This window comes from Nocardioides renjunii (assembly GCF_034661175.1).
Taxonomy (GTDB): Bacteria; Actinomycetota; Actinomycetes; order Propionibacteriales; family Nocardioidaceae; genus Nocardioides; species Nocardioides renjunii.
This window is the reverse complement of sequence record NZ_CP141058.1, coordinates 2,197,238-2,223,010: the sequence shown is the minus strand read 5'-3', so window position 1 is coordinate 2,223,010 and position 25,773 is coordinate 2,197,238. Positions and strand designations below refer to the sequence as shown.

The window sequence follows — 25,773 nt, the reverse complement described above, 5'->3', positions numbered from 1 at the left end:
GGTGGCCCACGCGGCGGCGCTACGTCGGCGAGTCGACGGGCCTAGTAGTCGAAGTCGCTGCCGGAGTCGAAGTGCACGGTGACCGCATAGATGACGACGACGTCGAGCAGGATCATCAGGGAGTACCAGGCCGGCGCGGCCGCCAGGAACGCCAGGTTCGTGACGGCGCTGAGGACGGCGAAGACCACCACGGCGACGCGCGTCCACGGCTGCCGGGCGATCAGCGCGACCCCGAGGAAGCACAGCGCCACGCCGAGCGCGAGGTGGATCCAGCCCCAGACGTCGTAGCTCACCGAGACGACGAGCTGCGAGGACGGCACCTCGTAGTGGGTCTCGGTGAGGAGGGCGACGATGCCTCCGAGCCCGTGGAACCCGCCGAGCAGCAGGAGCATCATCGAGGCGAAGCCGATCACCCCGCTCCACAGCCCGTCGCGGGCGGGTGGCTGGCCCCCGTCGGCCAGTGGTGCGTGCTGCGTCATGGGCTTCTCCTTCACGGACGAGGGTTCAGGGCACGGTGCCACTCGTCACAGGTGCGGGCCTCACCCGGCGCGGAGGAAGCAGGGGTGCCCGGTCTCGGCGAGCGTGGACCCGCCGTGACGAGAGGAGCAGCGATGACGCACGTGGTGTCGCCTGACGCCACGGCGCGCCGGTCCGCCAGGCTCGGTCTCGCCGCGGCCGTCTCGTTCGTGCTGGGCGGCGGGCTCTTCGCGCTGGGTGCGCTCCTCGCCCAGATGGGGACCACGGACCTGCTGACGGTCGACGTGACCTACCTCGTCGGCGGCTTCTTCTTCAGCCTCGGCGGCTGGGTCTCGGTCGTGCTGGCCGCCGGCGTCGGTGCGCGCGCCCGGCGCAGCGCCGTCGTCCTGTTCGTCGGGACGCTGTTCTTCGCAGTGAGCCTGGTGGCGGCGTTCTTCGCCGGGCTCACGCCCCGCCAGTCCGACGGCTGGATCTGGCTCCCCGACATCATCGGGTGCTGCTGCTTCCTCGCCTCCGGCCGGCTGGCGCTGCTCGACCTGGGCGCCGGCGGGACGCGGGTGCTGCCGCACCTCCTCGCGTGGTGGGTGGCGGCCGTCAACCAGCTCGGCTCCGTGCTGTTCTTCCTCGCGGGCCTGGCTGCCTTCGTGCGCCCGGCCACCGACCAGGTGGTGAACGTCGGCCTCGTCAACTGGGGCACGTTCGCCGGGGCGAGCTGCTTCCTCGCGGCCGGCGTCCTCCAAGCCATCGACATCCGCACTTCCCGACGAACGGACGGTACGACGCCATGACCCAGCTCACCGACGCACAGACAGAGGCCCTCTACGGCAACCGGTTCCTCACGGAGTCGGTCCCGTCCACGGCGTTCCCGCAGGGAGGGATGCCGCCGACGGACGCCTTCCGCCTGCTCGCGGAGGACCTCAACCTGGAGGGCGACCCGCAGCGCAACCTCGCCACGTTCGTGACGACGTGGATGGAGCCGGAGGCGCAGCGGATCATCGCCGAGAACCTGCACCGCAACTTCATCGACCACGCGGAGTACCCCATCTCGGCCGAGATCGAGCAGCGGTGCGTGCGGATGCTGGCGGACCTGTTCTACGCGCCGGGGCAGACCACCGGCTGCCGCACGCAGGGTTCGTCGGAGGCCATCATGCTCGGCGCGCTGTCCCTCAAGTGGAAGTGGAAGGAGCGTCGGGAGGCCGAGCACGCGTCCACCGACCGGCCCAACCTGGTCTTCGGCGCCGACGTCCACGTGGTGTGGGAGAAGTTCTGTCGCTACTTCGACGTGGAGCCGCGGATCATCCCGCTCGAGGTGGACAAGTACACGATCGGCCCCGAGGACGTGGCCCCCCACCTCGACGAGAACACGATCGGCGTCGTGGGCGTGCTCGGCACCACCTTCACCGGTCACAAGGACGACATCGCCGGCATCAACCAGCTGCTCCTCGACGTGAAGCAGGAGCGCGGCCTCGACATCCCCATCCACGTCGACGGCGCGAGCGGCGCCTTCGTGTGGCCGTTCCTCTACCCCGAATCGACGTGGGACTTCCAGCTCGAGCAGGTCCGGTCGATCAACGTCTCGGGCCACAAGTACGGGCTCGTCTATCCCGGCATCGGGTGGTTGGTGTTCCGGGAGACGTCCGACCTGGCGCAGGACCTGGTCTTCTACGAGAACTACCTCGGCAAGACCGATGCCACCTTCACGCTCAACTTCTCCACGGGAGCGGCCCTGGTGCTCGCGCAGTACTACAACTTCGTGCGGCTCGGCCGCGACGGCTACACCTACGTGATGCGGCAGATGCAGCAGAACGCCGCCGCGCTCGCAGCCAACCTGCGCGCCAGCGGGAGGTTCGAGGTCATCGGTGACGGGCAGGAGCAGCTGCCGCTGGTGGCCTTCCGCCTCTCCGGCGAGCACGCGTCGTACGACGAGTCCGACATCGCCTGGCAGCTGTCCGCCGAGCGCGGGTGGATGGTGCCCGCCTACACCCTTCCGCCCCGCGCGGAGAAGGTGAAGATCATGCGAGCGCTGGTGAAGCAGACGATGAGCCGAGAGCAGGTGGAGCGGCTCACGCGCGACATCGCCGACGCCTGCGCGACCCTCGACGAGAAGGGTGGCACGCACCCGGCCGAGCGTGAGCAGACGAAGATGGGCACCGGCTACTGACGGCGGGTGGTGAGCGGGCGGACGGCCACGGCCGTCCGTCCGCTCACCGCACGTGCCTGAGCCAGCTCTCGATGTCGCTGCCGGCCCGGTAGTCGAGCTCGCGCAGCGCGAACCGCGCAGCCGCGGCGGCGCCTCGCGAGGCGATCACGACGGCCGCCATGCCGGCGGCGAGCGCCGCCACCTGGGTCAGCGGCACGGTCGGGTGGTCACTCATGGGTTCCTCCTCCGGACGGGGTCCGGCGCACGCACCGGAAGCCGAGGTGGCTGGTGCCCGTGTCGACCATCTGCGGCCGGCGGGCGGCGGGGCGGTAGCGCAGGCAGTAGGTGTCGGCGCACAAGTGCGACCCGCCCTTGACCACCCTGCGGCCGATGCGGAACTGCGGCTGGGCGGGGTCATAGCTGGCCTCGACCGGGCCGCCGCGGGGATTCGTGGGGACGCAGCACGGCTTCTCGGCGGCATCGGGGTGCCGACTGACCCACCAGTCGGCGGTCCACTCCCAGACGTTGCCGGCCATGTCGAAGAGGCCGTAGCCGTTGGGCGGGAAGCTGCCGACCGGTGCGGTGCCGACGAAGCCGCTCTCGCGGGTGCTGCGCCAGGGGAAGTCCGGGCCGTCCCAGGTGTTGGCCATGATGCGGCCGTCCGGCCGGGCCTCGTCACCCCAGGTGTACGCCGCTCCGTCGAGGCCGCCGCGAGCGGCGTACTCCCACTCCGCCTCCGTCGGCAGCGTGGCGCCAGCCCAGGCAGCGTAGGCCTCGCAGTCCTCGAGCGCGACCTGCACGACCGGGTGGTCGGGGCGGCGCTTGACCGAGCTGCCGGGCCCCTCGGGCGCCGACCAGCACGCGCCGGCGGTCCAGGTCCACCACTGGCTCAGGTGCCGCAGGTCCACCGGTCCGGGCGTCTGGGTGAAGACCAGGGACCCCGGCACCAGGTTGGCCGGGTCCGCATCGGGGTAGTCCTGCGGGTCCGGTGGGCGCTCCGCCACGGTGACGTACCTCGTGTCCCTCACGAAGGCGGCGAACTGCCGGTTGGTGACCGTGGTCGCGTCGATGGAGAAGCCGTCCACCCGCACCGGGTGGGCCGGGGCCTCCTCCGGGTAGTGGGTGTCGGAGCCCATCGTGAAGGCCCCGCCCGGCAGCGAGACCGCCGTGGCGTCCAGGACCGCCCCGCTCCCGCGCCTCATGCGCCGGCGATGCCGGCCTTGAGCTTCTCCATCATCTTGTCGATGGTGAAGCTGGCGGGCTCCTGTCGCGGCGGGAACTCCTTGAGGCTCTGGATCATCCTGCCGACGAATGCGGTGGCCGGGATGACCAGCCATGCGTGCGAGAACATCCAGTCGTAGTAGGTGTTGGAGGTGATGTCCGCGCGCTCGTAAGGATCGGTGCGCAGGTTGAAGATCTTCGGGCACCGCAGCACGACGAACGGCTCGAGCCAGATGGCCAGCGTGCCCGGCATGCGCTGCTCGAGGAAGACGAACTTCCAGTTGTCGTAGCGCAGCGCGGTCAGGTCGCCGTCGTCGGAGACGTAGAAGAAGAACTGGCGTGGGCTCGCCTCGGCCTCACCGGTGATGTAGTCGAGCTGGTTGAAGCCGTCGAGGTGCACCTTGTACGTCGACCCCGCGAGGTCCGTGCCGGCCTTGAGCCGGTCGGCGACATCGGTGTCGCCGGCGGCCGCGAGCAGGGTGACGAACCAGTCGTTGTGGCTGACGATCCCGTTCAGGACCTGGCCCGCCGGGATGTGTCCGGGCCAGCGCACCATCGCCGGGACGCGGTAGGCGCCCTCCCAGTTGGAGTTCTTCTCGCTGCGGAAGGGCGTCATGCCGCCGTCGGGCCAGGTGTTCATGTGCGGCCCGTTGTCGGTCGAGTACATGACGATGGTGTTGTCGGCCAGGCCCTGCTCGTCGAGGTGGGCGAGCACCTGTCCGACGAGCTCGTCGTGGTCGCACATCGCGTCGTGGTAGGCCGACTGCCAGCGACCGGCTTTGCCCCGGCTCCCGTCCTTGACGTGGGTCCGGAAGTGCATGTGGGTGGTGTTGAGCCAGACGAAGAAGGGGGTGTCGCTCTCCTTCGCCTCGGTCATGAAGCGCAGGGCCTCGGGCACCACCTCGTCGTCGATCGTCTTCATCCGCTCCCGCGTGAGCGGACCGGTGTCCTCGATCCGCTGCCCGCCGGGCGCGTCGGGGTCGGCCCAGGCGTGGATGACCCCTCGCGGACCGAAGTTCTTGCGAAAGTCCGGGAACTCCTCCTCGGAGGGGTAGTCGAACTGCTCCGGCTCCTCCTCGGCGTTGAGGTGGTAGAGGTTGCCGAAGAACTCGTCGAACCCGTGCTGGGTGGGCAGGAACTCGTCGCGGTCGCCGAAGTGGTTCTTGCCGAACTGCCCGGTGGTGTAGCCGACGGCCTTCAGCGCGGTCGCGATGGTGGGGTCCTCGGGCCGGATGCCGATGTCCGCTCCCGGCATGCCGACCTTGGTCAGTCCGGTGCGGTAGGGGTTCTGGCCGGTGATGAACGCCGCCCGGCCGGCGGTGCAGCTCTGCTCGCCGTAGTAGTCGGTGAAGCGCACGCCCTCGGCGGCGATGCGGTCGATGTTGGGGGTGCGGTAGCCCATCAGTCCCTCGCTGTAGCAGCTGAGGTTGCTGATCCCGATGTCGTCGCCCCAGATGATGAGGATGTTCGGTTGGTTTGGCACGGCGGCCTCCAGGGCTAGGAGCAGAGGTGGACTCCGGGTGAACGTACGACGCTCCGGACCGGGGCGGCTTCACTCGTTCCGGGGGAGGCACGGGATGGTCCTGCGCCTCCTAGGCTCGGGCCCGGGGGTGGAGACCGGAGGTCAGGTGGTGCTGGAGGAACTAGGCATCGCGCCCGACGTCGAGCGCGTCTACCGCGCCCTGCTCGGTCGGCCGCACACGACCGCTGCGGTGCTGGCCGGCGCCCTCGACCGGTCCCGGCATGAGGTCGGGAGGGGCCTGGCGACCCTGGTGGAGCTCGGTCTGGCGATCAGGTCGGACGACGCGACGTTCGTGGCCGCCCCACCGGCCATAGCGCTGGGCGCCCTCCTCAACGAGCGTCGAGACGGCCTGCGCCTGGTGGAGCAGGCCCTGGCCACGATGGCCGAGGAGCACCGGGCGGCGATGACCGGACGCGACATCGGCGAGCTCATCGAGGTGGTCACGGGCGTCGATGCCGTCCGGCACCGCTTCCACCAGGTGCAGCAGGCCGCCTCGCGCGAGCTCCGCATGTTCGTCACCGCGCCGTTCGTCGCGGTGCCTCCGGGCGAGAACCGGGCCGAGGCCGCGGCGGTCGACAGGGGCGTGGCCATCCGGGTGGTGCTGGACACCGCCGTGCTCGCCGAGCCGGGGGCGGTGGAGGAGGCGGAGGACTCCCTTCGCAACGGGCTCCAGGTGCGCGTCGTGGACGTGCTCCCGATCAAGCTCGTCATCGCCGACGCCGAGCTCGCCCTCGTCCCGCTGGGCCTCGGCGGGGGGCCGGGCGCCGTCCTGCTGCAGCGGAGCGGGCTGCTGGCAGCGCTGGACGCCCTGTTCGAGTCGACCTGGCGCCACGCGTACCCCCTCGTGCTCCCCGACCACGCGGACGATCCTGACGGTGCTCCGCTCGGTCCGGACCGGCCGGAGGCCGGCCCGACCGCACTCGACAGGCAGGTGCTCAGCCTCATGCTGGCGGGCGTCTCGGACCAGGCCGTGGCGTCCCAGCTCGGCTTGTCGTTGCGGACCGTGCAGCGGCGCTTGCGCCACCTGCAGGACCTGGCCGGGGTCAGGAGCCGGATACAGCTCGGCTGGTACGCCGCGCGCCACGGCTGGGCGTGACGGTCCGGGCCTGCCCGCGGCGTTTCGGGGGGAGCCGCGGGCAGGCGTGCAGCGACGGGGCGGTCGGGGGCTGACCACCCACATCAGCGACAGCGTAGGCACGGGCGCGGGCGTTCCCCACCTCCGAACGGGGCGCACGGCTGGCGGATCTCCGCCGTGGCAGGAACCCGCCCTCCCGGCGGTCCCGCCGTCTCCGGCTAGAGGATCCGGCGCCGCCGGGCGGCCTCGACGGCCTCCGCGCGGGACCTGGCTCCGAGCTTGCGGAAGGCTGACCGGGTGTGGGACTTCACGGTGTTCGGGGAGAGGTAGAGCTCCCCGGCCACCTCCCGCAGGCTCAGGGGCCCTTGCAGCAGGCGCAGGACGTCGACCTCGCGCGCGGTCAGCTGCTCGCCGCCTCCGCGGCTGCTCGCACCGGCGCCGGTGAGGGACCGGATGGCGGCCAGCCGCGCGCGCACGCCGGCCACGCCGTCGGCGTAGCCGGACACCAGGTCGTCGATCTCGTCCAGCAGCTCGAGCGCGAGTGGGGTGTCACCGCTCAGGGCGGCCACCCGGGCCATGACGGTGAGGTGGTGGATGGTCATCCACGGCGCGTACGTCATGTGCCGGCGCCGGATGGACAGCCCCCGCCGGCACGTGGCCATCGCCTCGTCGAGGGCTCCGGCCGAGGCCTGGACCTGCGCGAGCGCCGTCAGGCTGATCGACATCTGGGGCGTCTCGTGCATCGCGCGGGCGTCGACGATCGCGGCCGCCAGCTCGGCCGCCTCGCGGCTCCGCTCGTGGTCGCCGCGCTCGTCCTCGATGAACGCCTCCAGCGCGAGACCGTTGACGCGCAGCGTGGCCGGTGCGGCCTCGCACCTCCTCACCTCCGTGAGGAGCGCCATCGCTCCGTCCAGGTCGCCGTCGAGGTAGGCGAGGTGGCCCAGCGAGTGCTGGGCGATGGCGTAGCCGCGGGTGCGCGGGTCCGTCTCCAGCTCGACGGCCCGGCGGGCAGCGCGAGCCATGTCGCCCGGTCCGCCGTAGCCGTAGGAGGCGCGCATGAGGGCGACGGCCGACTCGACGGAGTGCGTCCCGTCCGGCAGGGGTCCCACGTCGGCCAGCGGCTCGAGGGCCTGCATGTGCTGGGCCTGGGCCGGTCGGTCGCCCCGCACGGTGGCGAGCCACGCCGCCGTCACGCCCGCTGCTGCGTCGGTGGCGACGACGCGGGGGTCCAGCGCGCGCATCCACGCGCGCACGGTGCCGGAGCGGCCGACGTCGTAGTAGTCGAACCAGTTCTCCTGGATGACGGTCGCCGCCGCCCGGTGGTCACCCGCGTCGACGAGGTGGGCGACCGCGTCGTCGACGTAGCCGTTGGCCCGGAACCACGCCGCGGCCCGCCCGTGCATCTCGGCGACGTCGTCACCGAGCGTCGCCTCGAGCTGGCTGCGCACGACGGCGGCGAACAGGTGGTGGAAGCGGAACCAGGTGCCCGTGTCGTCGAGGGGGACGACGAACAGGTTCTCCCGCGCCAGCGCGGCGAGCGTGCCGGCCGATCCCGACCGGCCGGCCACGGCGTCGCAGAGGGGCGCGCAGAACCTCTCGAGGATCGAGGCCCGGAGGATCAGGTCGCGCACCGGTGGCGGGTGCTGGCTCACGACCTCCTCGGTGACGTAGGTGCCGACGAACCGGTTCGCCGTGCGGGCGTGGGGCGCCACCGTGCTGGTGCTGTCGTCGTGTGCGCGCAGCAAGACGGAGAGATAGAGCCCCGCCGGCCATCCCTCCGTGTCGACGACCAGCTCGTCGAGGTCCGCGTCGGAGAGGTCGACGCCCTCCCGGGCGGCGAGCTCGCGAGCCTCGTCCCGGGTGAATGCCAGGTCGTCGGCGCGGAGCTCCGCGAGCCCTCCCGAGGCGCGCAGGCGTCCCAGCCGGAGGCGCGGGTCGGACCGCGACGTGATCACGAGGCTGGTCGACGGGGGCAGGTTCTCGACGAGGAAGGCGACCTGTTCGTGGCACTCGGGCGAGACCAGGACGTGGAAGTCGTCGAGCACCAAGGTGATGCCGTCCGACGTCGCTGCCAGCGCGTTGAGGAGGTGGGGGAGCAGGCGGGTGCGGACGTCGGCGCTCGCAGCGACGAGGAACATGGGCAGGTCGGGAGCGAGGAAGCAGCCGGCGCGCTGCAACGCCGTCGCGATGTGGGCCCACAGCCTGGCCGGGTCGTTGTCCCCGGCGTCGATCGAGACCCACGCCGCGGCACGCTCCCCCCTCCGCGAGGCAAGCCACTGGGCGACGACCGTGGTCTTGCCGTACCCCGCCGGGGCCGCGACGAGCGTCACGCTCCGGCTCACGGAGCGGTCCAGGACGTCGAGGAGCCGAGGGCGTCCGACCCAGCCGTCGCGCGCCGGCGGCCGGTGCAGCTTCGCCTCGAGGAACTGGTCGACCGAGCGGGGCGCGGGCTCGAGGAGCACGACGTGCTCGGGGCGTTCGCTCATGGGGGCACCTTGCGACAGGGGTGCGCGGATGCGGGTGACGTCATCGTAGTCGCCGAGTAGCCTCGGCCCGTGACGGACGTCGCTGGGCCCGTGGAGGACGGCTCGCCGGGAGCGTCCCGGCGCGCTCTGCGCGCGGCGTGCATCGGCAACACCGTGGAGTGGTACGACTTCGCCGTCTTCGGGAGCCTGGCGATCGTCATCACACCGGTCTTCTTCCCCGCGGAGGACAGCACGAGCGTGCTGTTGGCCGCCTTCGCCGTCTACGCCACGGCGTTCCTGATGCGCCCGGTGGGCGCTGTGCTCTTCGGACGGATCGGTGACCTGCGGGGGCGCCGGGTGGTCTTCTCGGCGGTCCTCCTCCTGATGACCGGCGCGACGGTCGCCGTCGGGCTGCTCCCGGGCTACGCCCGGATCGGCGTCCTGGCAAGCGTGCTCATCGTCGTCCTGCGTGCGCTGCAGGGTCTGGCCGCAGGCGGCGAGGCCGGCTTGGCGTCTGTCTTCATCACCGAGCACGCGGCGCCCGGGCGCCGCGGGGCGACGGCTGCCTGGCAGATCGCGACCCAAGGGCTCGGGCTCGCCCTGGGCTTCGGCCTGGCGGCCGTCCTGATCGAGGTCCTCCCCACGGCTGACCATCCGGGCTGGTGGCGGCTCGCGTTCGTCCTCGCGCTGCCGCTGGGCATCGTGGGATTCCTGCTGCGTCGCTCGACGTTGGAGAGCCCGCACTTCGTGGCCCTCGCTCGACGAGGCGCCACCAGCTCGAGCCCGGTCACGAGCCTCTGGCGCGAGCACCGCGACGGCATCGTGGCCGGTTTCGCGCTGGCGGGCACCGGCGCCCTCGCCCTGAACACGATGTTCGTCTTCGTGCCCAACCACGTGGTCGCGACCACAGGTCGCTCGTTGTCGACCGCGCTCATGACCGGGTCACTCGGGCTGGTCACGGCGGCTGGCGCGGCCCTGGCGCTCGGCCGCCTGTCCGACAGGACCGGTCGACGGCCTGTCGTCCTGACGTGCCTCGCCGCGCTGGCCGTCATGGCCGTCCCGATGGCCTGGCTGGCCGCCCGCGGGGGGCTGCTCGCGTTGCTCGCCGTGCAGGTCCTGGCCGGCATCGCCATCGGGGGTGCCCTGTCCGTCGCGATGGTCGCCGAGATGTTCCCGACCGAGGTGCGCGTCACGGGTCTGGCCGTGGCGTCAGGCCTCTCGTCCGCCCTGCTCGGCGGGACCGCCCCGCTCGTCAACCAGTCCGTGGTGGCCGCCACCGGCTTCGAGTTGTTCCCCGGCGTCTACGTGGCCTGTGCTGCGGTCGCCGCCCTGCTCGTCCTCCGCACCTGGCCGGAGACCGCGTTCGCGCCGCTGCGCACTGCGACGGTTGGACGGGCATCCCCCGTCGCAGGGGAGGCCCCGCCGTCCTAGGTGGGCCACCGTGGGGCTCCGGCTCACACGAAGAGAGAGAGAGAGAAGGACGGGCGCTGTGTTCTACACGATCATCTTCGCGGTCTTGGCGGTCCTCATCATCCTCGCGGTGCTGGCACGCCGGAGGTAGGTCAGGGGAAGGCAGGAGCGGGGGAGGCCCATCAGCCCGGACTCATCTCCCCGGGTGGGCCATCGCGTCCACCGCGACGGTCACGGCCAGGACGAGGGCGAGGTCCTGGCCGGGAGCGACCTCCACACCGTAGGCGTCGCGGACGCGGAACCACTTCTTGGAGACCTCCGCGACGGTGCCGCTGTCGGACTCGATCTCGTACTCGTGGTCGGCGATGCTCCCGTGGACGCTCCAGTCGTCACCCTCCGTGCGGTCGACCTTCCAGCGCTCGCGGAGGGGGGACACGAGTGCCTTGTGCACGAGGGCGACCTGCTCGCCGTCGGCATCCTCGACAGCCATCGAGTCGCGGATGTGGAGCACGCGCGTCTGGATGCGGTGGACCAGGGTTCCGTGCACGTCCTCGAGGTCGAGCGTGTCGCGCAGTCGCACGGCCTTTCCGTCGACCCGGAGGAACCGGCCGCCGGCCTCGTCCTCGATCCAGTAGTCGTCCCCGATGGAGAGCAGCTTCTGCCGCATCCGGAAGCGGACGGCGGAGCCGCCGCGCCCGAAGACCTCCCGCTTCTCCTGACGCTTCTCCCGCCGGTCGCGCATGGACATGGGCCGTCCCCTCTCGTCGTCGAGGACGACGGTCGTCCTCGCGCAGCGGGCCGACCTCACCCGCGGTGAGTGAGGCGACACCGCCGGGCAAGGCTGGTGCGCGAACACGTCAGTGTCGACGGCACGAGCGGACACCGCTTCGCCCGTTTCCGGTGAGGGGACGGCGGCCCGTGAGCCCTACCGTCGAAGGGCCCCAGCCACCGCCGGTGGCCGCGGCGAGGTTCCGTCGGAGGAGACCGGATGCGGGGCGACGAGGTGGTGGCGATGACCAGGATGCTCATCCGCGTGGACGGGACGGTGTCGGACGAGCTGGTGAGCGCGTTCCCCCAGCTGTCGGCGCGGGCGCAACGGACCGAGACCACCCTGGTTGGCGACGTGATCGACCAGGAGGAGCTGCAGGGCGTGCTCAACCTGCTCAGCACCCTCGGCATCAGGGTCGTGGAGGTCCTGACCATCCCGTCCGACTGACCGGTGCGTTCACCCGTCCCGGGTGACGCTGGTGGGCGCAGTCGTTCCTAGCGTGAGGCCGGTGCCCCACCGACGTCGTCGCACCGATCGTCGCGTCCGTGCCGTGCCCCCTCGGCCGACGGCCGAGCCATGACGGGCGCGGGCGGTTGGATCGTCGGTCTGCTGTCGGCTGCCGTGGCGGTCGCGCACGTCGTCATCTGCGCGCTGGCCCTCGGCGTGCTGCCGGGGAACCGCAAGCCGTCCACGGCCATGGCGTGGCTGATCCTCATCCTCGCGGTGCCCTTCCTCGGCTTCGTGGCGTTCCTGTTCTTCGGCTCCACCTCCGTGGGACGTACGCGTCGGGCGTGGCAGCGAGACGTCAACGCTCGGGTGCTGGACGCCGTCGCGACGCGAGCGCCGGCGGACGGACCCTCGCCCGGGGAGCACGACGGACGGGACGCGCCTGTCGGTGCGACCGCCGCCGAGGTCGACGGCCTCGCCCGGCTCAACCGCCACCTCAGTGCCCTCCCCATGGTCGAGGGCAACGAGGTCGAGGTGCTGCCGGACTACCTGGGCAGCATCGAGGCGATGCGCGTCGCGGTGGCCGGCGCGCAGCGGTTCGTCCACGTGGAGTTCTACATCGCCGCCTGGGACGAGGTCACCGACGGGTTCTTCACGGAGCTCGTGGCGGCTGCCGCCCGCGGCGTTGAGGTGCGGCTCCTGTTCGACCACCTCGGCACCCGCGCCGTACCCGGCTACAAGGACTTCCTGAAGCGGCTGGAGGGCACGGGCGTGGCCTGGGCACCGATGCTGCCGATCGGCCTGAGGAAGGGGCAGGTGCGGCGTCCGGACCTCCGCAACCACCGCAAGGTCGTGGTCGTCGACGGACACGTCGGCTTCATCGGGTCCCAGAACCTCATCGAGCCCGGCTACGACGACGAGGGCAACCATCGCCGCGGCCTGACGTACGTCGAGCTCGTCGTGCGCCTCAGCGGCCCGGTCGTGCGCCAGCTCGCTGTGGTGTTCGCGACCGACTGGGTGGCGGAGACGGGCGAGGAGCTGGCGCACACGCTGGGGGAGACCGCCGCCGAGCCGGGGTCGGCGCGAAGCCTGGAGACGGTGGCCGGGGTCGCCTGCCAGGTCGTGCCGTCGGGCCCGGGGTTCGTCACGGAGAACAACCTGCGGCTGTTCAACTCCATGCTCTACTCGGCCCGGGCGAGCGTCTCGGTGACCTCGCCCTACTTCGTGCCCGACGAGACGTTGCTCTACGCCATGACGACCGCGGCGCAGCGCGGCGTCCACGTGGAGCTGTTCGTGTCGGCGGTGGCCGACCAGTTCATGGTCTTCCACGCGCAGCGCTCCTACTACCAGGCGCTGCTGGAGGCCGGCGTGCGCATCTGGCTCTACCCCGAGCCCTACGTGCTGCACGCGAAGTTCTTCACCGTGGACGACGCCCTGGCAGTCGTCGGGTCCTCGAACATGGACTACCGGTCCTTCGCGCTGAACTACGAGTGCGTCGTCCTCGCCTCCAGCCCCGAGCTGGTGACCCGGCTGCGGGTCGTCCAGGACGACTACCGGCGCCTGTCGACCGAGCTGACCGCCGAGGAGTGGTCGCGGCGCGGGTGGCGGGCCGCGTACGTCGACAACCTCATGCGGCTCACCGCCGCGCTGCAGTGACTGGGGACGGTCGTCCTCAGTCGGCCTGCATGAGCCGCTGGCACAGCGCCCAGATGATGAACGCGTCGAAGGCCAGGACCACGATCGCCCACAGGGGGTAGTAGGGCAGGAACGCGAAGTTGCTCAGCGAGCTGACGAACGCGACGCCGATGCCCGCGCTGAGCGCCCACTGGTTGCCGGAGAAGATGCCGACGGCGATGGCGATCGCGAGGGCACCGATCACCAGGTGCACCCATCCCCACGCGGTGATGTCGAAGCTGTACGAGTACTCGCCCCCGAGGACGTAGATGTCGTCGTTGGCGATGGCCGCGATGCCGGCCAGCACCTGCCACACGCCGGTCAGCCCCAGCATGGTCGCGGCGAAGATGGTCCCCCCGCCCGCCACGATCCCCTTCGTCGACGAGTCATGGTCGCGGTGCGCTCGAGTCGTGCTCATCGTTCCTCCAGGTGTTGGACCAGCCGGTCGTCGGCTGCGTACCCCGGACGCTAGGCACGGCGCGGACGTCCCTCCTCACCCGTGACGGAGGAGGTCCTGGGCGGTCGCGTCCTGCGGGCGGCGTGACAGCGCCGGGCCGCTGTTGTGGGAGAGGCGTGGCGCAGAACCCACGCCTGACCCGGAGGGACCGCTGATGTCTGTCTGGCGACGTGCGAGGCCGAGCAGGCCTGGTCCCGCGCGGGCCTAGCCCGCGGGGTGGTCCCCGGCGGCGGCCTCGGCCACCACCTCCCCGGTCAGGCCGTCGACCAGCCGGGTCCCGTCGGCGGCGCCCCGCAACGCCCGCAGCGCGATGGCCCGCCGGCTGAAGGACTGTCCCTCGATGCCCTCGTCGGGTGAGCTGACGACCCAACGCCGGGCCGGTCGCCCGTCGCGAGCCGGGCGCTCCGGCTCGGGGTCGCGGTCGGACAGGGCGACGTAGTCGCCGTGGAGCGCCTCGGCGAGGCGAGCGGCCCGCACCCGACCGATCCCCGGGTGCCCGCGGAGGCCGTCGGGGGCGGCCGCCGCCACGGCCGCGAGGCTGCCGTAGCCGGCGAGGAGGCTCCGGGCCATGACGGTGCTGATGCCGGGCACGACGGAGAGCATCGCCTCCGCCTGCGCCGACGGGTGCCGCGGGGCGCGACGCGGTCCCTCCCCGCGCACCGTGGGAGCGGTGCGCCGGGCGCGCTTGGCCAGCCGCGCGATCCACGCCGCGCTGTCCTCGGCGTCCAGGCTGTGCAGGACGGTGAAGCCGTCCTCGACCAGCCGGCAGACGGCGCCGCGCCACGCGTCCTCGGCGATGCGCGGCTCGCCCTCGACGAGCAGCACCGCCTGCGGGAACGCTGACTGGATGCGCTCGGCCTGGTCGAAGATGCGCCCGTCGCGGATGGAGGCACCCAGGTCGGCCGGTCCCTTGCGCTCGACGGCCAGGCCGGGACCCAGGACGTAGTCGCCCACCGGCAGGTCCGTGAGCTGCACGTCCAGGCCGGCCGCGACCAGGGCGTCGGGGATCGAGCTGGCCCGCTCGCGGTGGTCGACCAGCACCGGACCCGTTGCGACCACGCTCCGACGCTACCTCGCGGGTGACCCGCATCCGTCGGGGCACCCGGCGGGGGCGTCAAGGATGCGTCAAGGGCGGGGGCTCGCGGAGGGCACGCCCCCGATGCTCGAGCGGTGTCCACCACCATTCCCCGTCCTTCCACCCCCGCCTCCTCACCGGCCTCCTCCGCCACCGCTCCTGACGACCACCGCGGCAGCAGCTGGTGGCGAGTGATGTGCCTGACCGGCGTCGACTACTTCTCGACCCTCGGCTACCAGCCCGGGATCGCGGCGCTCGCCGCCGGGCTGCTGAGCCCGCTCGCCACCGTGGTCCTCGTGCTGCTGACCCTGCTCGGGGCGCTGCCGGTCTACCGGCGGGTGGCCGAGGAGAGCCCCCACGGCGAGGGCTCGATCGCGATGCTCGAGCGGCTCATGGGCTTCTGGAAGGGCAAGCTCTTCGTCCTGGTCCTGCTCGGGTTCGCCGCCACGGACTTCGTCATCACCATGACGCTGTCCGCGGCCGACGCGACCGCACACCTCGTGGAGAACCCGAACCTCGAGAGCGTCCTGCACGGGCACGAGCTGGGGATCACGATCGTGCTCCTCGCGCTCCTCGGCGGCGTGTTCCTCCGGGGCTTCCGCGAGGCGATCGGGGTCGCGGTCGTCCTGGTCGGCACCTACCTCTTGCTCAACCTCGTGGTGATCGCCGTCAGCACCTGGCAGATCATCCGCGACCCCTCAGTGGTGGGGGACTGGACCAGCGCCCTGACCGAGCAGCACGGCAGCCCGGTGATGATGGTGGCCGTCGCGCTCCTGGTCTTCCCCAAGCTGGCGCTCGGGATGTCGGGGTTCGAGACGGGCGTCGCCGTCATGCCCCTGGTGCGAGGCGACGCCAGCGACACGGAGGCGGCGCCGCGTGGGCGGGTCCGGGAGACCAAGAAGCTGCTGACCGTCGCGGCGCTGACGATGAGCGGCTTCCTCGTCAGCAGCTCGTTCGTGACGACGCTGCTCATCCCCGCCGCGGAGTTCGAGGACGGTGGCGAGGCCAACGGGCGGGCGCTGGCCTACCTGGCCCACGCGCACCTGGGCAACGCGTTCGGCACGACGTACGACGCCGCGACGATCGCCATCCTCTGGTTCGCCGGGGCGTCGGCGATGGCGGGCCTGCTCAACCTCATCCCGCGCTACCTGCCGCGCTACGGGATGGCTCCGACGTGGACGCGCGCCACCCGCCCGCTCGTCCTGGTCCTCACGGGCACGGCCTTCCTCATCACCTGGCTCTTCGACGCCGACGTCGACGCGCAGGCAGGCGCCTACGCCACGGGCGTGCTCATGCTGTTCACCAGCGCCGGAGTCGCGGTGACCCTTGCCGCGCGCCGCGCCGGTCAGCGCGCCTGGGCGACGGCGTTCGCGGCCATCACCGCAGTGTTCGCCTACACGACGGCGGTCAACGTCTGGGAACGACCCGACGGCATCAGGATCGGCGCGTGCTTCATCGCCGCCATCGTGGCCGTGTCGCTGCTGTCCCGGCTGCGCCGCGCCTTCGAGCTGCGCGTCACCGACGTCGAGCTCGACGCGACCAGCCAGGTCTTCGTCCGGGACTGCGCCCGCCGCACCATCCGGCTCGTCGCGCACGAGTCCGGACACCGCGGGGCCGCCGAGTACGCCGCCAAGGTCGAGCAGGTGAGGAGGGACCTGGACCTGCCGACGGACCCCGACATCGTCTTCGTCGAGGTGGTGGTCTCCGACCCCAGCGACTTCGAGAGCCGCCTGCTGGTGCGGGGCGAGGTCCTGCACGGTCGCCACCGCGTCATGACGGTCGAGTCCTCCAGCGTGGCCAACGCGCTCGCGGCCCTCCTCCTGCACGTGCGCGACGTGTCCGGCGTGGTCCCGCACATCCACATCGACTGGACCGAGGGCAACCCGGTCAAGCAGATGCTGCGCTTCCTGCTCTTCGGCAACGGCGAGGTCGCCCCGGTCACCCGCGAGGTGCTCCGGCGTGCGGAGCCCGACGTGGCGAGGCGTCCCCGCGTCCATGCGGGCTGAGCGGATGATGGAGGGTGTGCACATGTCCGTCAGCAGCGACGAGCCGAGGGCGGGTGCCCTGGGCCGCCGCCGGGTCCTCGGCGGGTGGCTGCTCGCGGGCCCCGGCTCGGTCGCACTGACCGCGGTGCTGCTCGGCAGCCAGGACCCCGACGGCCCGGCGCTGCAGACCATGCTGTTCCTCGCCCTCGCCGTGGCGTGCGCCCTCGTCGGTGGTCGGTGGCCCGCACTCGCGGCGTCGGCGCTCGGCGCGATGTCGCTGAACTACTACTTCACCGAGCCCGTCCAGACCCTGCGCATCGCCTCGGCGTCGAACGTCGTGGCGCTGGTCGTCTTCGTCGCGGTGTCGGTGGCCGTCGCCTCGGTCGTGGACTCGGCGGCCCGCCGCCGTGAGCAGGCCTCGCAGGCACGCCGCGAGGCCGCGACCCTCGCGATGCTCAACCGGCGGGTCCTGGGCGGGGACTACGACGTCGCGCGGCTGCTCGACCTCGTCCGCGAGCACTTCGCGCCCAGCGTCGCCGAGCTGGTCGATGCGCAGGCGCCGTTCGACCGCGACGACAGCGTGGCGCCTGTCTCGACCCGACAGGTCCTGGTGCTCCGCGGCCGGCGGGTGGACGACGCCGAGCAGCGCGTGCTCGCCGCGTTCGCCACCCACATCGGCGTCCTCGGCGAACGCGAGGAGCTGGCCCGCCAGACGCAGGCCGCCCGCGAGCTCGAGGCCGGCAACCGCACCCGGACGGCCCTGCTGGCGGCGGTCTCCCACGACCTGCGTACGCCGCTCGCCGGCATCCAGGCCGCCGCGGGCACCCTCTTGCGCAACGGCGACCGCCTCACCGGCGACGACCGCACGTCGCTCCTGACGGCGATCGCCGCCAGCACCACCCGGCTGACCTCGATCGTGGCCGACCTGCTGGACATGAGCCGCCTCCAGACCGGGGCCGTCGAGCCGGTCCTCGCTCCTGTCGACCCGGTGGGCGTCCTCACCCGCGTGCTCGCCGACCTCGAGGCGGCCGGACGCGTCGACGTCGTCGGACCGATGCCGCACGTGCGCGCCGATGCCGGGCTCCTGGAGCGGGTGCTGGCCAACCTCGTGGGCAACGCGCTGCGCCACACGGACGGACCCGTGGAGGTCTGTGCGACCGCGCACCACGAGCGGGTCCGGCTCGCGGTCGTCGACCACGGTCCCGGGGTGGCGGACACCGACCGGCCGCGCATGTTCGAGCCGTTCCAGCAGGTCGGCGACCACGGCCACCGTGACGGCGTAGGCCTCGGGCTCGCCGTGGCCCGCGGCCTCGCGGAGGCCCAGGGCGGGGCGCTCGAGGCCGGGACGACGCCGGGCGGTGGCCTGACGATGGTCGTCGAGCTGGGGGCCGCCCGGTGAGGATCCTGCTGGTCGAGGACGACCTGGTCCTGCGCACGACGCTGGCCATCGGGCTGCGGGCCGAGGACCACGAGGTGCTCGTCGCCGCCGACGGTCGCACGGCCCTGGACGCGCTGCGCGAGGACGCGCCCGACCTCGTCGTCCTCGACCTGGGACTTCCCGACATCCCGGGCCTCGAGGTCCTGCAGTCCCTGCGGACGTGGAGCCGGCTGCCCGTCATCGTCCTCTCCGCCCGGACCGACTCGCAGGACAAGGTCGGTGCGCTCGACGCCGGTGCCGACGACTACGTCACGAAGCCGTTCGGCGTCGACGAGCTGCACGCCCGGATCCGCTCGGCCGGCCGACGTGGTGCCGTCACCGCGGCGCCGGTGGTCACCGAGCACCTGCGGATCGACGTGGCCGCCCGGCAGGCCAGCCGGGACGGCGCGCCCGTGCGGCTCACCCCCACCGAGTGGGCGATCCTCGAGGTGCTGCTGCGACACCCCGGACGGCTGGTCGGCCGCGCCGACCTCCTCCACGAGGTGTGGGGCCCCGCCTACGACCGCGAGACGAACTACCTGCGCACCTACATGGCGACGCTCCGCAAGAAGCTCGAGGTCGACCCCTCCCGCCCGGTGCACCTGGTCACCGAGCCGGGCCTGGGGCACCGGTTCACGCTCGAGCCCGGCGCGTAGCCGCGGGCGTGACCGCTTGCGTCAGGGCGCCCGGTCGTGCGGCACGTCGCAGGTCGCCACGGCCCGGGAGGTGTTGCCCGCGAGATCGTCGGCGGTCGCGACCATGGCGTACGTGCGCCCGTCGCCGCGCCCGTCCCGAGCGGCCCGCACCGCGACCCGTCCGCCGTCCCTGACGACGGCCCCCGGACGGAGGGGCTCGTCCGCCGTCACGTCAAGGCCGACCGCGGCCAGCCCGGACCGGGCGTCGCTGCCGGTGACGTCGGCCACCTGCACCAGGCGATGGTCCGGCGGCCACAGGACGCACGGCTGCTGCGGCATCCCGACGATCGTCGGTGGCGTGCGGTCGATGCGCACCTCCACGTGCTCCGGGACGCCGGCGGTGCCCAGGAGGTCGACCGCCCAGAAGGTCACGCGGTGGACACCCTCCTCGGTGAGCGGCGGCAGGACCAGCTCGGGGCCGGGATCGACGACGGCCATGGGCGGGAGGCCGCCGCCCCGTTCCACGATCGCTCGGATCTCCCGCACCCCGACGCCGTCGTCGGTGGCCGTGACGGCCACCGAGACGTCGCTCCGGTTCCATCCGGCAGCGTTGGGCCCGGGGGTCACGGCGTGCGCCGTCGTCGGCGCTGCGGTGTCCTGCGGGGCGGGGTAGGGCGGCGGTGTGACCTGCCCGATGCCGGTGAAGTCGACGTGCACGAGCCGGTGGCCCGGCAGCTCGGTGAGCTCATCGCGGACGACCCGCGTCTCCGCAGCGGCGTCGTACCAGTAGGGCTCGGCCTCGGCCGTCAGCGCGGTGCCCGTCGGGAAGGCGTAGTGGAGCCGCGCAGGCCGCCCCTCCAGGGCACGGCCGTGCAGGTACATCACCAGGGCGTGCTCGCTGACGTGGTACATGTTCTTGCCGAACCCGGTCTTGCGCAGGTCCTGGACGACGGGATCACGAGCGGGGCGGACGTACGTCTCCCGGACCGGCGACCCCCGGTCCACGAACACGTCCAGCCAGCTCCGCGCGCTGGTGGCCAGCCACTCCCGATGCGCGAAGTCGTCCCCGAGGTCGAGGGAGGCGAGCGTCTGGTCGGCCTCGTCGTGGACCCACCACTCGCTGTCGCGTTCCACCGCGGTCGGCTCCGCGCCGGTCCGTGCCTGGTTCCACCGGGCGGCGGGGCCGTCCCAGGCCCGGTGCAGGAGCACCGAGAGGTCGCCCGCAAGACCCGACCAGGGGCGGTCGGGAAACACCATGTTGGCGTTGAGGATGAGCTCCTGGCTCTTGACGGAGTGCCCGAAGTCGGTCTGCTGGGCGTTGAAGCGCCCGACGCGTGCGGTGCGGCCCCAGAACCACCACGACTCCGGGCCGGCGCCTCGGTGCCGCGCCACCAGCTGCTCGGTCACGAGGCGGAGGTCGTCGCGGAACTGCTGGCGCCGGACAGGGTCGCTCAACACGTCGATGTTCGGCAGCAGCAGCGCCGAGCCGGGCACGAGGTAGTTGGTGATGTCGCCGCCGTTGCCCCCCGTGTCCACCTCCGTGGACTGCGTGAAGTCCACGGCGTCCTTGATGCGGGAGGTCTCGGCGTCGTAGTAGCGCTCGAAGAGGAGGTCCCGGACGGCGAGGAGGTCGGCCTCCACTGCCGGGTCCCGGGTGACGTTGTAGTACATGCCGAAGGCGAGGCCCAACGACGCGAGGTCGAAGACCTCCTTGCGTGCGAAGCGGTCGGCCGGAGCGCCGTTCACGTCCAGCACCCCGAACCAGCCACCGTGGACGGTGTCGCGAGCGTGCGCGTTGATCCAGTCGATGCCTGCCTTGGCGTAGGTGAGGTAACGCGCCTCCCCGGTGAGCAGGAAGGCGACCGAGTAGCCGTAGACGCCACGGGCGAGGGTCGGGAGGCCGCGCTGGCTCCGGGTCGGGGGGTCGGTCAGGAGCTCACCGTCGCGGCCCCGCCAGGACGGGAAGTTGCCCACCGGAACGCCGAGGGCGGACGGGGTGTCCCAGTAGGGGAGCAGGTCCTCGCGGTGGTGTTCCAGCCATGTGTCGCCGCCGAGCACACCCGGTTCCGCCTCCACGGCCGACTCGGCTGCCGGCGCGCCGACGGCAGTCGTGCCCGGTCCTACGGCGAGGCCGGCAGCCAGTGCCAGTCCACAGAGGAGCGCGGTTGGGACGCTGGTGCTTGCCGTCGTCATGAGGACGCCTCCAGGTGCCGAGATTCCCCACTATGCGCCCCTCCGCCAGGAGCGGACCCCATGGGCTAGACCGCTGGCCTGTGGCAGGCGTGCGCGGCTCAGGCGAAGGGGTTGGGCAGGGCTCCGGGGAGACCGGCGAGCAGCTCCCGCGCCCGTGCCGCGTGCTTGTGCTCGACCAGGACCTCGTACCTGGTGGCGACGACCTGCGTCACCGAGGAGAAGTCGCGCTGGCCACGGGTGAAGGCGTAGCCGATGAGCGCCCAGACCAGCCCGAACGTCGCTCCGAAGAAGGCCGTGCTGAGCAGCACCTGCCAGGTGTCGGACGTGGTGAAGAGCGCGAAGATGAGGCCGACGAAGACGCCGAACCACAGGCCGGACAGGATGCCGCCGAGGGCGACACGGCCCCAGGTCAGTCGGCCGGTGATGCGCTCGATGCGCTTGAGGTCGGTGCCGACGATCATCAGGTGCTCGACCGGGAACTCCTGGTCGGCGAGGAAGTCGACGCTCTTCTGCGCGGCCGCGTAGTCGTCGTAGACCGCGAGCGACTGCGGGAACTGGAGCTTGAGGGGCGAGGACGGGGCGGCACCGGGGGTGGACATGCTCATGCGTCCCAGTGTGCACGCACCATGTCGACGAGACGCCGTGGAGCAGATCGTGAGCGCCGACGGGTTCGCGGCGGACGAGGACGGGGGGATCGGCTTCTTCGACGCCGTCGCCGCGTGGATCAATGCCGCGCCCATGCACGTGGTCGCCGGCACCATGACCTCGGCGCCGTGGGGCGACGCGGGCCAGGTCGAGGTGCACCGTGAGGGAGTGTCGGCAGTCGTCGAGGACCTGCGCGGCCGCTACGCGTCCGTCGTGGTCGGGGGGAGCCTCGACCTCGACCTCGACGGCTCGACCACGCTGGGCACGCGGCACGTCACCACGCAGTACCGGGTGCGCGGCTGAGTCCGGCAGAGCCCGCGAGCCACGTATGGGACGGCACCTCGTGGGCACCGTGCGGCCACGGTCGTCAGGCCCGCCGGAGGCTGCGGGTCACCGACCGGGCTCCGCGGCTCAAGAAGCGGGCCGCGGAGCCACCCGCCACGGACGGTGTCGCCCGCCGGGCGTCACGGGCGGGGCGGGAGCGCCCGGGTCCGGGCGATCTCCTCGGCGAGGTCGACGACCTTGCGGTTGGACTCCATGGACATGCGGCGGAGGTAGTCGAACGCGGCGTCGGCGTCGATGTCGAGCGTGCTCATCAAGATGCCCTGCGCGCGCCCGATCGTCAGGCGGTTGTGCATGGCGATGCTGAGGTGCTCGATCTCCCGACCGGCGGACAGCGTCACCGCGAGGTGACCGGCCACCGCCTGGGCGCTGGCCAGGTCGTCGGCGTCGAAGCGACGACCGATGTCGGCGTAGAGGCTGAGCGCACCGTAGGAGTGCTGGTCGGTGTAGACGAGCAGCGACATCATCGATCCCACCCCCAGCTCGGTGTGGACCCGCTGCGCCCAGGTCGGGTAGCGGCGGGCGGTGGCCAGGTCGGGGATGACGAGCGTGTCCTGGTCGCGCGTCACGTCGAGGCAGGGGCCCTCGCCGAGCTCAGACTGCAGCTCGTTGGCCCGCTGCACCACGTCGTCGCTGCCGACGCGCGTGAGCACGCCGCCCCTCTGGTTCACGGTGAGGCCGGCATGGTCGCAGCTCGTGACCAGCGACACGGTCGAGTCGACCGCGAGCTGGAGGCGCGTGGACTCGTCCGGGGCGGCCGCGAGGGCGCGCGTCAGGCGTGTGAACTCGTCCAGGCGCGGGGCCGTCTCCCTCACGTCACTCTCTCCCTCGTCGCGCGCGACGTCCGTGGCACCGGTGCTCACGGTGCACGGCCCCTGTTTACATCATAAACGGGTCGGCCGACACCCCGCGACGCCGGCGACCGCGCACGAGGTCCGGGCTCGCGCCGGGCGAACCCGGTGCTCAGCCCCTGACGTGGGCGTTGCGGGCGACGGTCATCCGGTCGAGGAGCGCCTCGAGGGCCTCCTCGAACTCGACGGCGGAACGGTCCTCGGACAGAGGCCTCCGCAGGCGGGACACGGTGGGGTACTCGGCAGTCCCGGGCTCACCGGTCTGGTCGTCCAGGACGTCCAGCGGCCCCACGTCCGCACCGTGCACGGCGACCTCGAGGAGGAGGTGGCCCAGCAGGAAGCTGGTGTAGGCCCGGTAGCCGTCGATGGCGGCGTCGTCGCTGAAGCCTTCGGCGAGCAGGCCGGACAGAAAGGTCTCGACCCACTCCAGGCTGCGCAGCGGCGGGCGGAGCCACGGGGCCTCCGCCGGGCGCGAGGCGACCAGCGGGAAGGCCTTGGGGTGCGCCAGTGCCATGCGCCGGACGCCGTGCGCCATGCGCTGCAGGAAGTCCTGCCAGCCGTCGCGCGGCTCGTCGAGGACGACGTCGTCGGCACGCACCTGGGCCACCAGGTCTTCCACGACGGCGTCGAGGAGGTCCTCCTTGCTGGGGACGTAGCGGTAGAGCGCCATCGCCTCCACGCCGAGCTGCTCACCGAGGCGGCGCATCGTCAGTCCGGGCAGGCCCTGGGCGTCGATGTAGTCGAGGGCCGCGTCGACGATGCGTTGCCGGCTCAGCGGCACGCGGCCGGACGGGGGCGGCTCGTCGTTCACGGCCGCGAGGTCCGCGTCCGGGTAGTCCTGTGCCATGGCAACACCCCCCTTGTCGCCGAACACTAGCGCGGGGACCGCCGCCCGCACGTCGCCTCGGCGGATGACCTCAGAAGCGGGTACGACCGACCACGCGCGCCAGCTTGAAGAACGCGGCCGCCGTCGCCGCGAAGGCGCCGAGCGCCGTCAGCACCGCCCAGCCCTCCGTCGCCTGGCGCCAGGTGAGCTCGTTCCTGGTGAGGAACGCCCACGTGCTGGCCGCGGGTGTGGGAGACGTGCTGGGGGCTGCCATCGGGACCGTCCTCGAGCCGGAGACTTTACGTCGTAAACACTGCCTCCTCGGACGCGGGTGCGCAAGGGGGCTCAGGCACGAGCACCCCCGTCTCCGCGACGAGCGCAGGTCTCGACCCGACCGGGTCCGACGGCAGCCGACGGGCAATCCGACCGCTCGGTGGTGACGAACACGAGCCAGGAGGTCGACATGGACGGAGCCGAGGCTGGCCGCCTCGCCGGGCACGTGCTGGTGGACCTGCTGTCGGTCCTCGACGACGACCCGCGAGGACAGGACGAGACGGTCGACGCGCTCAGCCTGGCGTTCGAGCGGCTCAACGAGATCCGGGCCGTGCGGATCACGGTCGACCCGGCGACCGACGAGCTCGAGGTCGACGCCTCGGGCCTGATGGGCGGCCTCGTGCTGACCCTCGGCGGCCTCGCATGGCTGCTCGAGCAGCGGGCGGGGATGAGCCGGACCGACGTGACGCTGCGGATGCGGACCTTCCTCGACGGCTCCGGCGAGGTCGGCACCTGACTCCCGAGCACCCCTAAGCACGCCCGCGGGCACCCCGCCGGACGGGCGCGGCTCATGCGAGGTGCAGCGGCGGGTACCCCCGGGTGTGAAGCCCTCCCATGACGCCGACGCGCCCGCCACCGACCCCGAGGACCCGACGCCACGGCCGGTGAGCCGGAGCGGCGCTTCCGCCGCGGCACCGTCGGCGCCGGCGGCACCTGCGGCATCCTCGGCACCGGTCGCGCACGTGGTCGCCGGGCCCTCCCGGGAGTCCCTGATCGGGGACGGGGTGTCGTGGACCGCGCGGTGGAGCTGGCGGCTGACGCTCATCGTGGTCGGCCTGGTGATCCTGGGCTACGTCGTCAAGTACGCCTGGGTGGTGATCTTCCCGGTGCTGATGGCGTTGATCCTGTGCACCGTGCTGTCGCCCGTGACGGGCCTGCTGCGCCGCCGGGCGCACCTGCCGAACGGGCTCGCCGCCGCGGCGACGATGCTGGGCGCGATCCTCGTGGTCGTCGCCGTGGGCTTCACCATCGCGCCCTCCGTCGCCTCGCAGGGCGGCGACATCGTCGATCGGGCCAGCGACGGCCTGCAGCGGGTGCAGGACTGGGTGCAGGAGTCCAACTTCGTGTCCGCGCAGCAGATCGACGCCGGGCTGCAGGGCCTGCAGGAGCGCCTCTCCGGGTCCGCCGGGAGCATCGCCTCCGGCGTGCTGACCGGGGTCTCGGCCATCACCAACGGCGTGGTCAACCTGGTGCTCGTGCTCATCCTCAGCTTCCTGTTCCTCAAGGACGGGCACCGGTTCCTGCCGTGGCTGAGCCGCCTCACCGGTCCCACCGCCGGTCCCCACCTCCACGCCGTGGGGCGGCGGTCCTGGGACACGCTCGGCGGGTTCATCCGGACCCAGGCGCTGGTCTCGCTGATCGACGCCGTGCTGATCGGTGCCGGGCTGCTCGTCATCGGGGTCCCGCTGGCCGTCCCGCTCGCCGTGATCACGTTCTTCGCCGGCTTCGTGCCCATCGTCGGCGCCTTCGTCGCCGGCATCATCGCGGTCCTCATCGCCCTGGTCTCCAACGGAGTGACAGGGGCGCTGCTCGTCCTGCTGCTGATCCTCGTGGTGCAGCAGCTCGAGGGGAACGTGCTCTCGCCCTATCTGCAGTCGAGGTCGATGGACCTGCACGCGGCCGTCGTGCTGCTCGCGGTGACCCTCGGCGGCACGCTCTTCGGCATCACCGGCGCGTTCCTCGCGGTCCCGGTGGCAGCCGTGCTGGCCGTCGTGGTGCGCTACCTCGACGAGGTCGTCGACCAGCGCTCGGGCGGGCACCCCGAGCCCGCCGTCACCCCACCGGCCGGCTGACCTCCGGCATCGCCGGGCAGC

At 72.3% G+C, this 25,773-nt stretch carries 25 protein-coding genes; 12 read left to right on the top strand and 13 right to left on the bottom strand.

Annotation, left to right across the window (positions count from 1 at the left end; all coding sequences use genetic code 11):
• Window positions 1-41: 41 nt before the first annotated feature.
• On the bottom strand, window positions 42-479 hold the full coding sequence (locus SHK17_RS10540) for a DUF7144 family membrane protein (RefSeq protein ID WP_322919147.1): 438 nt from the start codon (window positions 477-479) through the stop codon (window positions 42-44).
• A 132-nt stretch (window positions 480-611) separates the two neighbouring features.
• On the opposite strand from SHK17_RS10540, the gene SHK17_RS10535 reads away from it, so the two are divergent.
• Window positions 612-1,265: a hypothetical protein gene (locus SHK17_RS10535; RefSeq protein ID WP_172272116.1), complete on the top strand. Its 654-nt coding sequence runs from the start codon at window positions 612-614 to the stop codon at window positions 1,263-1,265.
• Window positions 1,262-2,638, top strand: a complete 1,377-nt coding sequence (locus tag SHK17_RS10530) for a glutamate decarboxylase (RefSeq protein WP_322919146.1) — start codon at window positions 1,262-1,264, stop codon at window positions 2,636-2,638. Before SHK17_RS10535 ends, SHK17_RS10530 begins: the two co-directional genes overlap by 4 nt.
• A gap of 43 nt (window positions 2,639-2,681) precedes the next feature.
• Here the strand turns inward: SHK17_RS10530 and SHK17_RS10525 are convergent, their stop codons facing one another.
• Genes SHK17_RS10525 through SHK17_RS10515 form a run of 3 tightly spaced genes read right to left on the bottom strand, consistent with a single transcriptional unit; the run spans window position 2,682 to window position 5,321 of the window.
• Window positions 2,682-2,852, bottom strand: coding sequence for a hypothetical protein (locus SHK17_RS10525; RefSeq protein ID WP_172272120.1), 171 nt, complete (start codon window positions 2,850-2,852; stop codon window positions 2,682-2,684).
• On the bottom strand, window positions 2,845-3,819 hold the full coding sequence (locus tag SHK17_RS10520; RefSeq protein WP_322919145.1) for a formylglycine-generating enzyme family protein: 975 nt from the start codon (window positions 3,817-3,819) through the stop codon (window positions 2,845-2,847). Before SHK17_RS10520 ends, SHK17_RS10525 begins: the two co-directional genes overlap by 8 nt.
• The gene (locus tag SHK17_RS10515) at window positions 3,816-5,321 is read right to left on the bottom strand and encodes an arylsulfatase (protein WP_322919144.1); all 1,506 of its coding nucleotides are present in this window, start codon (window positions 5,319-5,321) and stop codon (window positions 3,816-3,818) included. The genes SHK17_RS10520 and SHK17_RS10515 overlap by 4 nt, the downstream gene beginning before the upstream one ends.
• A gap of 127 nt (window positions 5,322-5,448) precedes the next feature.
• On the opposite strand from SHK17_RS10515, the gene SHK17_RS10510 reads away from it, so the two are divergent.
• Entirely contained in the window at window positions 5,449-6,456 is a 1,008-nt protein-coding gene (locus tag SHK17_RS10510; RefSeq protein ID WP_322919143.1) for a LuxR C-terminal-related transcriptional regulator, read from the top strand.
• 197 nt (window positions 6,457-6,653) lie between these two features.
• Here SHK17_RS10510 and SHK17_RS10505 read toward each other — a convergent pair whose 3' ends face one another.
• Window positions 6,654-8,921, bottom strand: a complete 2,268-nt coding sequence (locus SHK17_RS10505) for a LuxR C-terminal-related transcriptional regulator (RefSeq protein WP_322919141.1) — start codon at window positions 8,919-8,921, stop codon at window positions 6,654-6,656.
• 69 nt (window positions 8,922-8,990) lie between these two features.
• Here SHK17_RS10505 and SHK17_RS10500 point away from each other — a divergent pair, with 69 nt between their 5' ends.
• Window positions 8,991-10,331, top strand: coding sequence for an MFS transporter (locus tag SHK17_RS10500; protein ID WP_322919140.1), 1,341 nt, complete (start codon window positions 8,991-8,993; stop codon window positions 10,329-10,331).
• A 172-nt stretch (window positions 10,332-10,503) separates the two neighbouring features.
• Here the strand turns inward: SHK17_RS10500 and SHK17_RS10495 are convergent, their stop codons facing one another.
• Window positions 10,504-11,058 (bottom strand): LURP-one-related/scramblase family protein, encoded by a 555-nt coding sequence (locus SHK17_RS10495; protein ID WP_322919138.1) that lies wholly within the window; start codon window positions 11,056-11,058, stop codon window positions 10,504-10,506.
• A 240-nt stretch (window positions 11,059-11,298) separates the two neighbouring features.
• On the opposite strand from SHK17_RS10495, the gene SHK17_RS10490 reads away from it, so the two are divergent.
• Both SHK17_RS10490 and cls read left to right on the top strand, forming a co-directional pair.
• Window positions 11,299-11,526 carry a hypothetical protein gene (locus tag SHK17_RS10490; protein ID WP_322919136.1) on the top strand — a complete coding sequence of 76 codons (228 nt, stop codon included), beginning with the start codon at window positions 11,299-11,301 and terminating at the stop codon, window positions 11,524-11,526.
• Between the two features lie 129 nt (window positions 11,527-11,655).
• Window positions 11,656-13,182, top strand: a complete 1,527-nt coding sequence (gene cls / locus SHK17_RS10485; RefSeq protein ID WP_322919135.1) for a cardiolipin synthase — start codon at window positions 11,656-11,658, stop codon at window positions 13,180-13,182.
• A gap of 16 nt (window positions 13,183-13,198) precedes the next feature.
• Here cls and SHK17_RS10480 read toward each other — a convergent pair whose 3' ends face one another.
• Together SHK17_RS10480 and SHK17_RS10475 are read right to left on the bottom strand one after the other, a co-directional pair.
• Window positions 13,199-13,618 (bottom strand): DUF7144 family membrane protein, encoded by a 420-nt coding sequence (locus SHK17_RS10480; protein ID WP_172272138.1) that lies wholly within the window; start codon window positions 13,616-13,618, stop codon window positions 13,199-13,201.
• Window positions 13,619-13,861: 243 nt separating this feature from the next.
• A complete protein-coding gene (locus SHK17_RS10475) occupies window positions 13,862-14,716 on the bottom strand; it encodes an ERCC4 domain-containing protein (RefSeq protein ID WP_322919134.1) in 855 nt (284 codons plus the stop codon).
• Window positions 14,717-14,827: 111 nt separating this feature from the next.
• Between SHK17_RS10475 and SHK17_RS10470 the strand changes: the two genes are divergently transcribed.
• From SHK17_RS10470 to SHK17_RS10460, 3 genes are read left to right on the top strand one after another with little or no spacing between them, the layout of a single operon-like run.
• Window positions 14,828-16,738, top strand: coding sequence for an APC family permease (locus tag SHK17_RS10470; protein WP_322919133.1), 1,911 nt, complete (start codon window positions 14,828-14,830; stop codon window positions 16,736-16,738).
• Window positions 16,739-16,760: 22 nt separating this feature from the next.
• Window positions 16,761-18,116, top strand: a complete 1,356-nt coding sequence (locus SHK17_RS10465) for a sensor histidine kinase (RefSeq protein WP_322919132.1) — start codon at window positions 16,761-16,763, stop codon at window positions 18,114-18,116.
• On the top strand, window positions 18,113-18,790 hold the full coding sequence (locus SHK17_RS10460) for a response regulator transcription factor (protein ID WP_322919131.1): 678 nt from the start codon (window positions 18,113-18,115) through the stop codon (window positions 18,788-18,790). Before SHK17_RS10465 ends, SHK17_RS10460 begins: the two co-directional genes overlap by 4 nt.
• A 21-nt stretch (window positions 18,791-18,811) precedes the next feature.
• Here the strand turns inward: SHK17_RS10460 and SHK17_RS10455 are convergent, their stop codons facing one another.
• Together SHK17_RS10455 and SHK17_RS10450 are read right to left on the bottom strand one after the other, a co-directional pair.
• Window positions 18,812-20,845, bottom strand: coding sequence for an AGE family epimerase/isomerase (locus SHK17_RS10455; RefSeq protein WP_322919129.1), 2,034 nt, complete (start codon window positions 20,843-20,845; stop codon window positions 18,812-18,814).
• A 215-nt stretch (window positions 20,846-21,060) separates the two neighbouring features.
• On the bottom strand, window positions 21,061-21,561 hold the full coding sequence (locus SHK17_RS10450; RefSeq protein WP_405030411.1) for a general stress protein: 501 nt from the start codon (window positions 21,559-21,561) through the stop codon (window positions 21,061-21,063).
• A 43-nt stretch (window positions 21,562-21,604) separates the two neighbouring features.
• On the opposite strand from SHK17_RS10450, the gene SHK17_RS10445 reads away from it, so the two are divergent.
• Window positions 21,605-21,910, top strand: coding sequence for a hypothetical protein (locus SHK17_RS10445; RefSeq protein WP_322921999.1), 306 nt, complete (start codon window positions 21,605-21,607; stop codon window positions 21,908-21,910).
• 161 nt (window positions 21,911-22,071) lie between these two features.
• Here the strand turns inward: SHK17_RS10445 and SHK17_RS10440 are convergent, their stop codons facing one another.
• The 3 genes from SHK17_RS10440 to SHK17_RS10430 all read right to left on the bottom strand — a co-directional run bounded on the left by SHK17_RS10440 (window position 22,072) and on the right by SHK17_RS10430 (window position 23,900).
• Window positions 22,072-22,764 carry an ANTAR domain-containing protein gene (locus SHK17_RS10440; protein ID WP_172272153.1) on the bottom strand — a complete coding sequence of 231 codons (693 nt, stop codon included), beginning with the start codon at window positions 22,762-22,764 and terminating at the stop codon, window positions 22,072-22,074.
• A gap of 148 nt (window positions 22,765-22,912) precedes the next feature.
• On the bottom strand, window positions 22,913-23,647 hold the full coding sequence (locus SHK17_RS10435; RefSeq protein WP_322424266.1) for a TetR/AcrR family transcriptional regulator C-terminal domain-containing protein: 735 nt from the start codon (window positions 23,645-23,647) through the stop codon (window positions 22,913-22,915).
• 70 nt (window positions 23,648-23,717) lie between these two features.
• Window positions 23,718-23,900: a hypothetical protein gene (locus tag SHK17_RS10430; protein WP_172272159.1), complete on the bottom strand. Its 183-nt coding sequence runs from the start codon at window positions 23,898-23,900 to the stop codon at window positions 23,718-23,720.
• A gap of 189 nt (window positions 23,901-24,089) precedes the next feature.
• Here SHK17_RS10430 and SHK17_RS10425 point away from each other — a divergent pair, with 189 nt between their 5' ends.
• Both SHK17_RS10425 and SHK17_RS10420 read left to right on the top strand, forming a co-directional pair.
• Window positions 24,090-24,416, top strand: a complete 327-nt coding sequence (locus tag SHK17_RS10425) for a hypothetical protein (protein ID WP_172272162.1) — start codon at window positions 24,090-24,092, stop codon at window positions 24,414-24,416.
• Window positions 24,417-24,684: 268 nt separating this feature from the next.
• On the top strand, window positions 24,685-25,752 hold the full coding sequence (locus tag SHK17_RS10420; RefSeq protein WP_322424265.1) for an AI-2E family transporter: 1,068 nt from the start codon (window positions 24,685-24,687) through the stop codon (window positions 25,750-25,752).
• The last annotated feature ends 21 nt before the right edge of the window (window positions 25,753-25,773 follow it).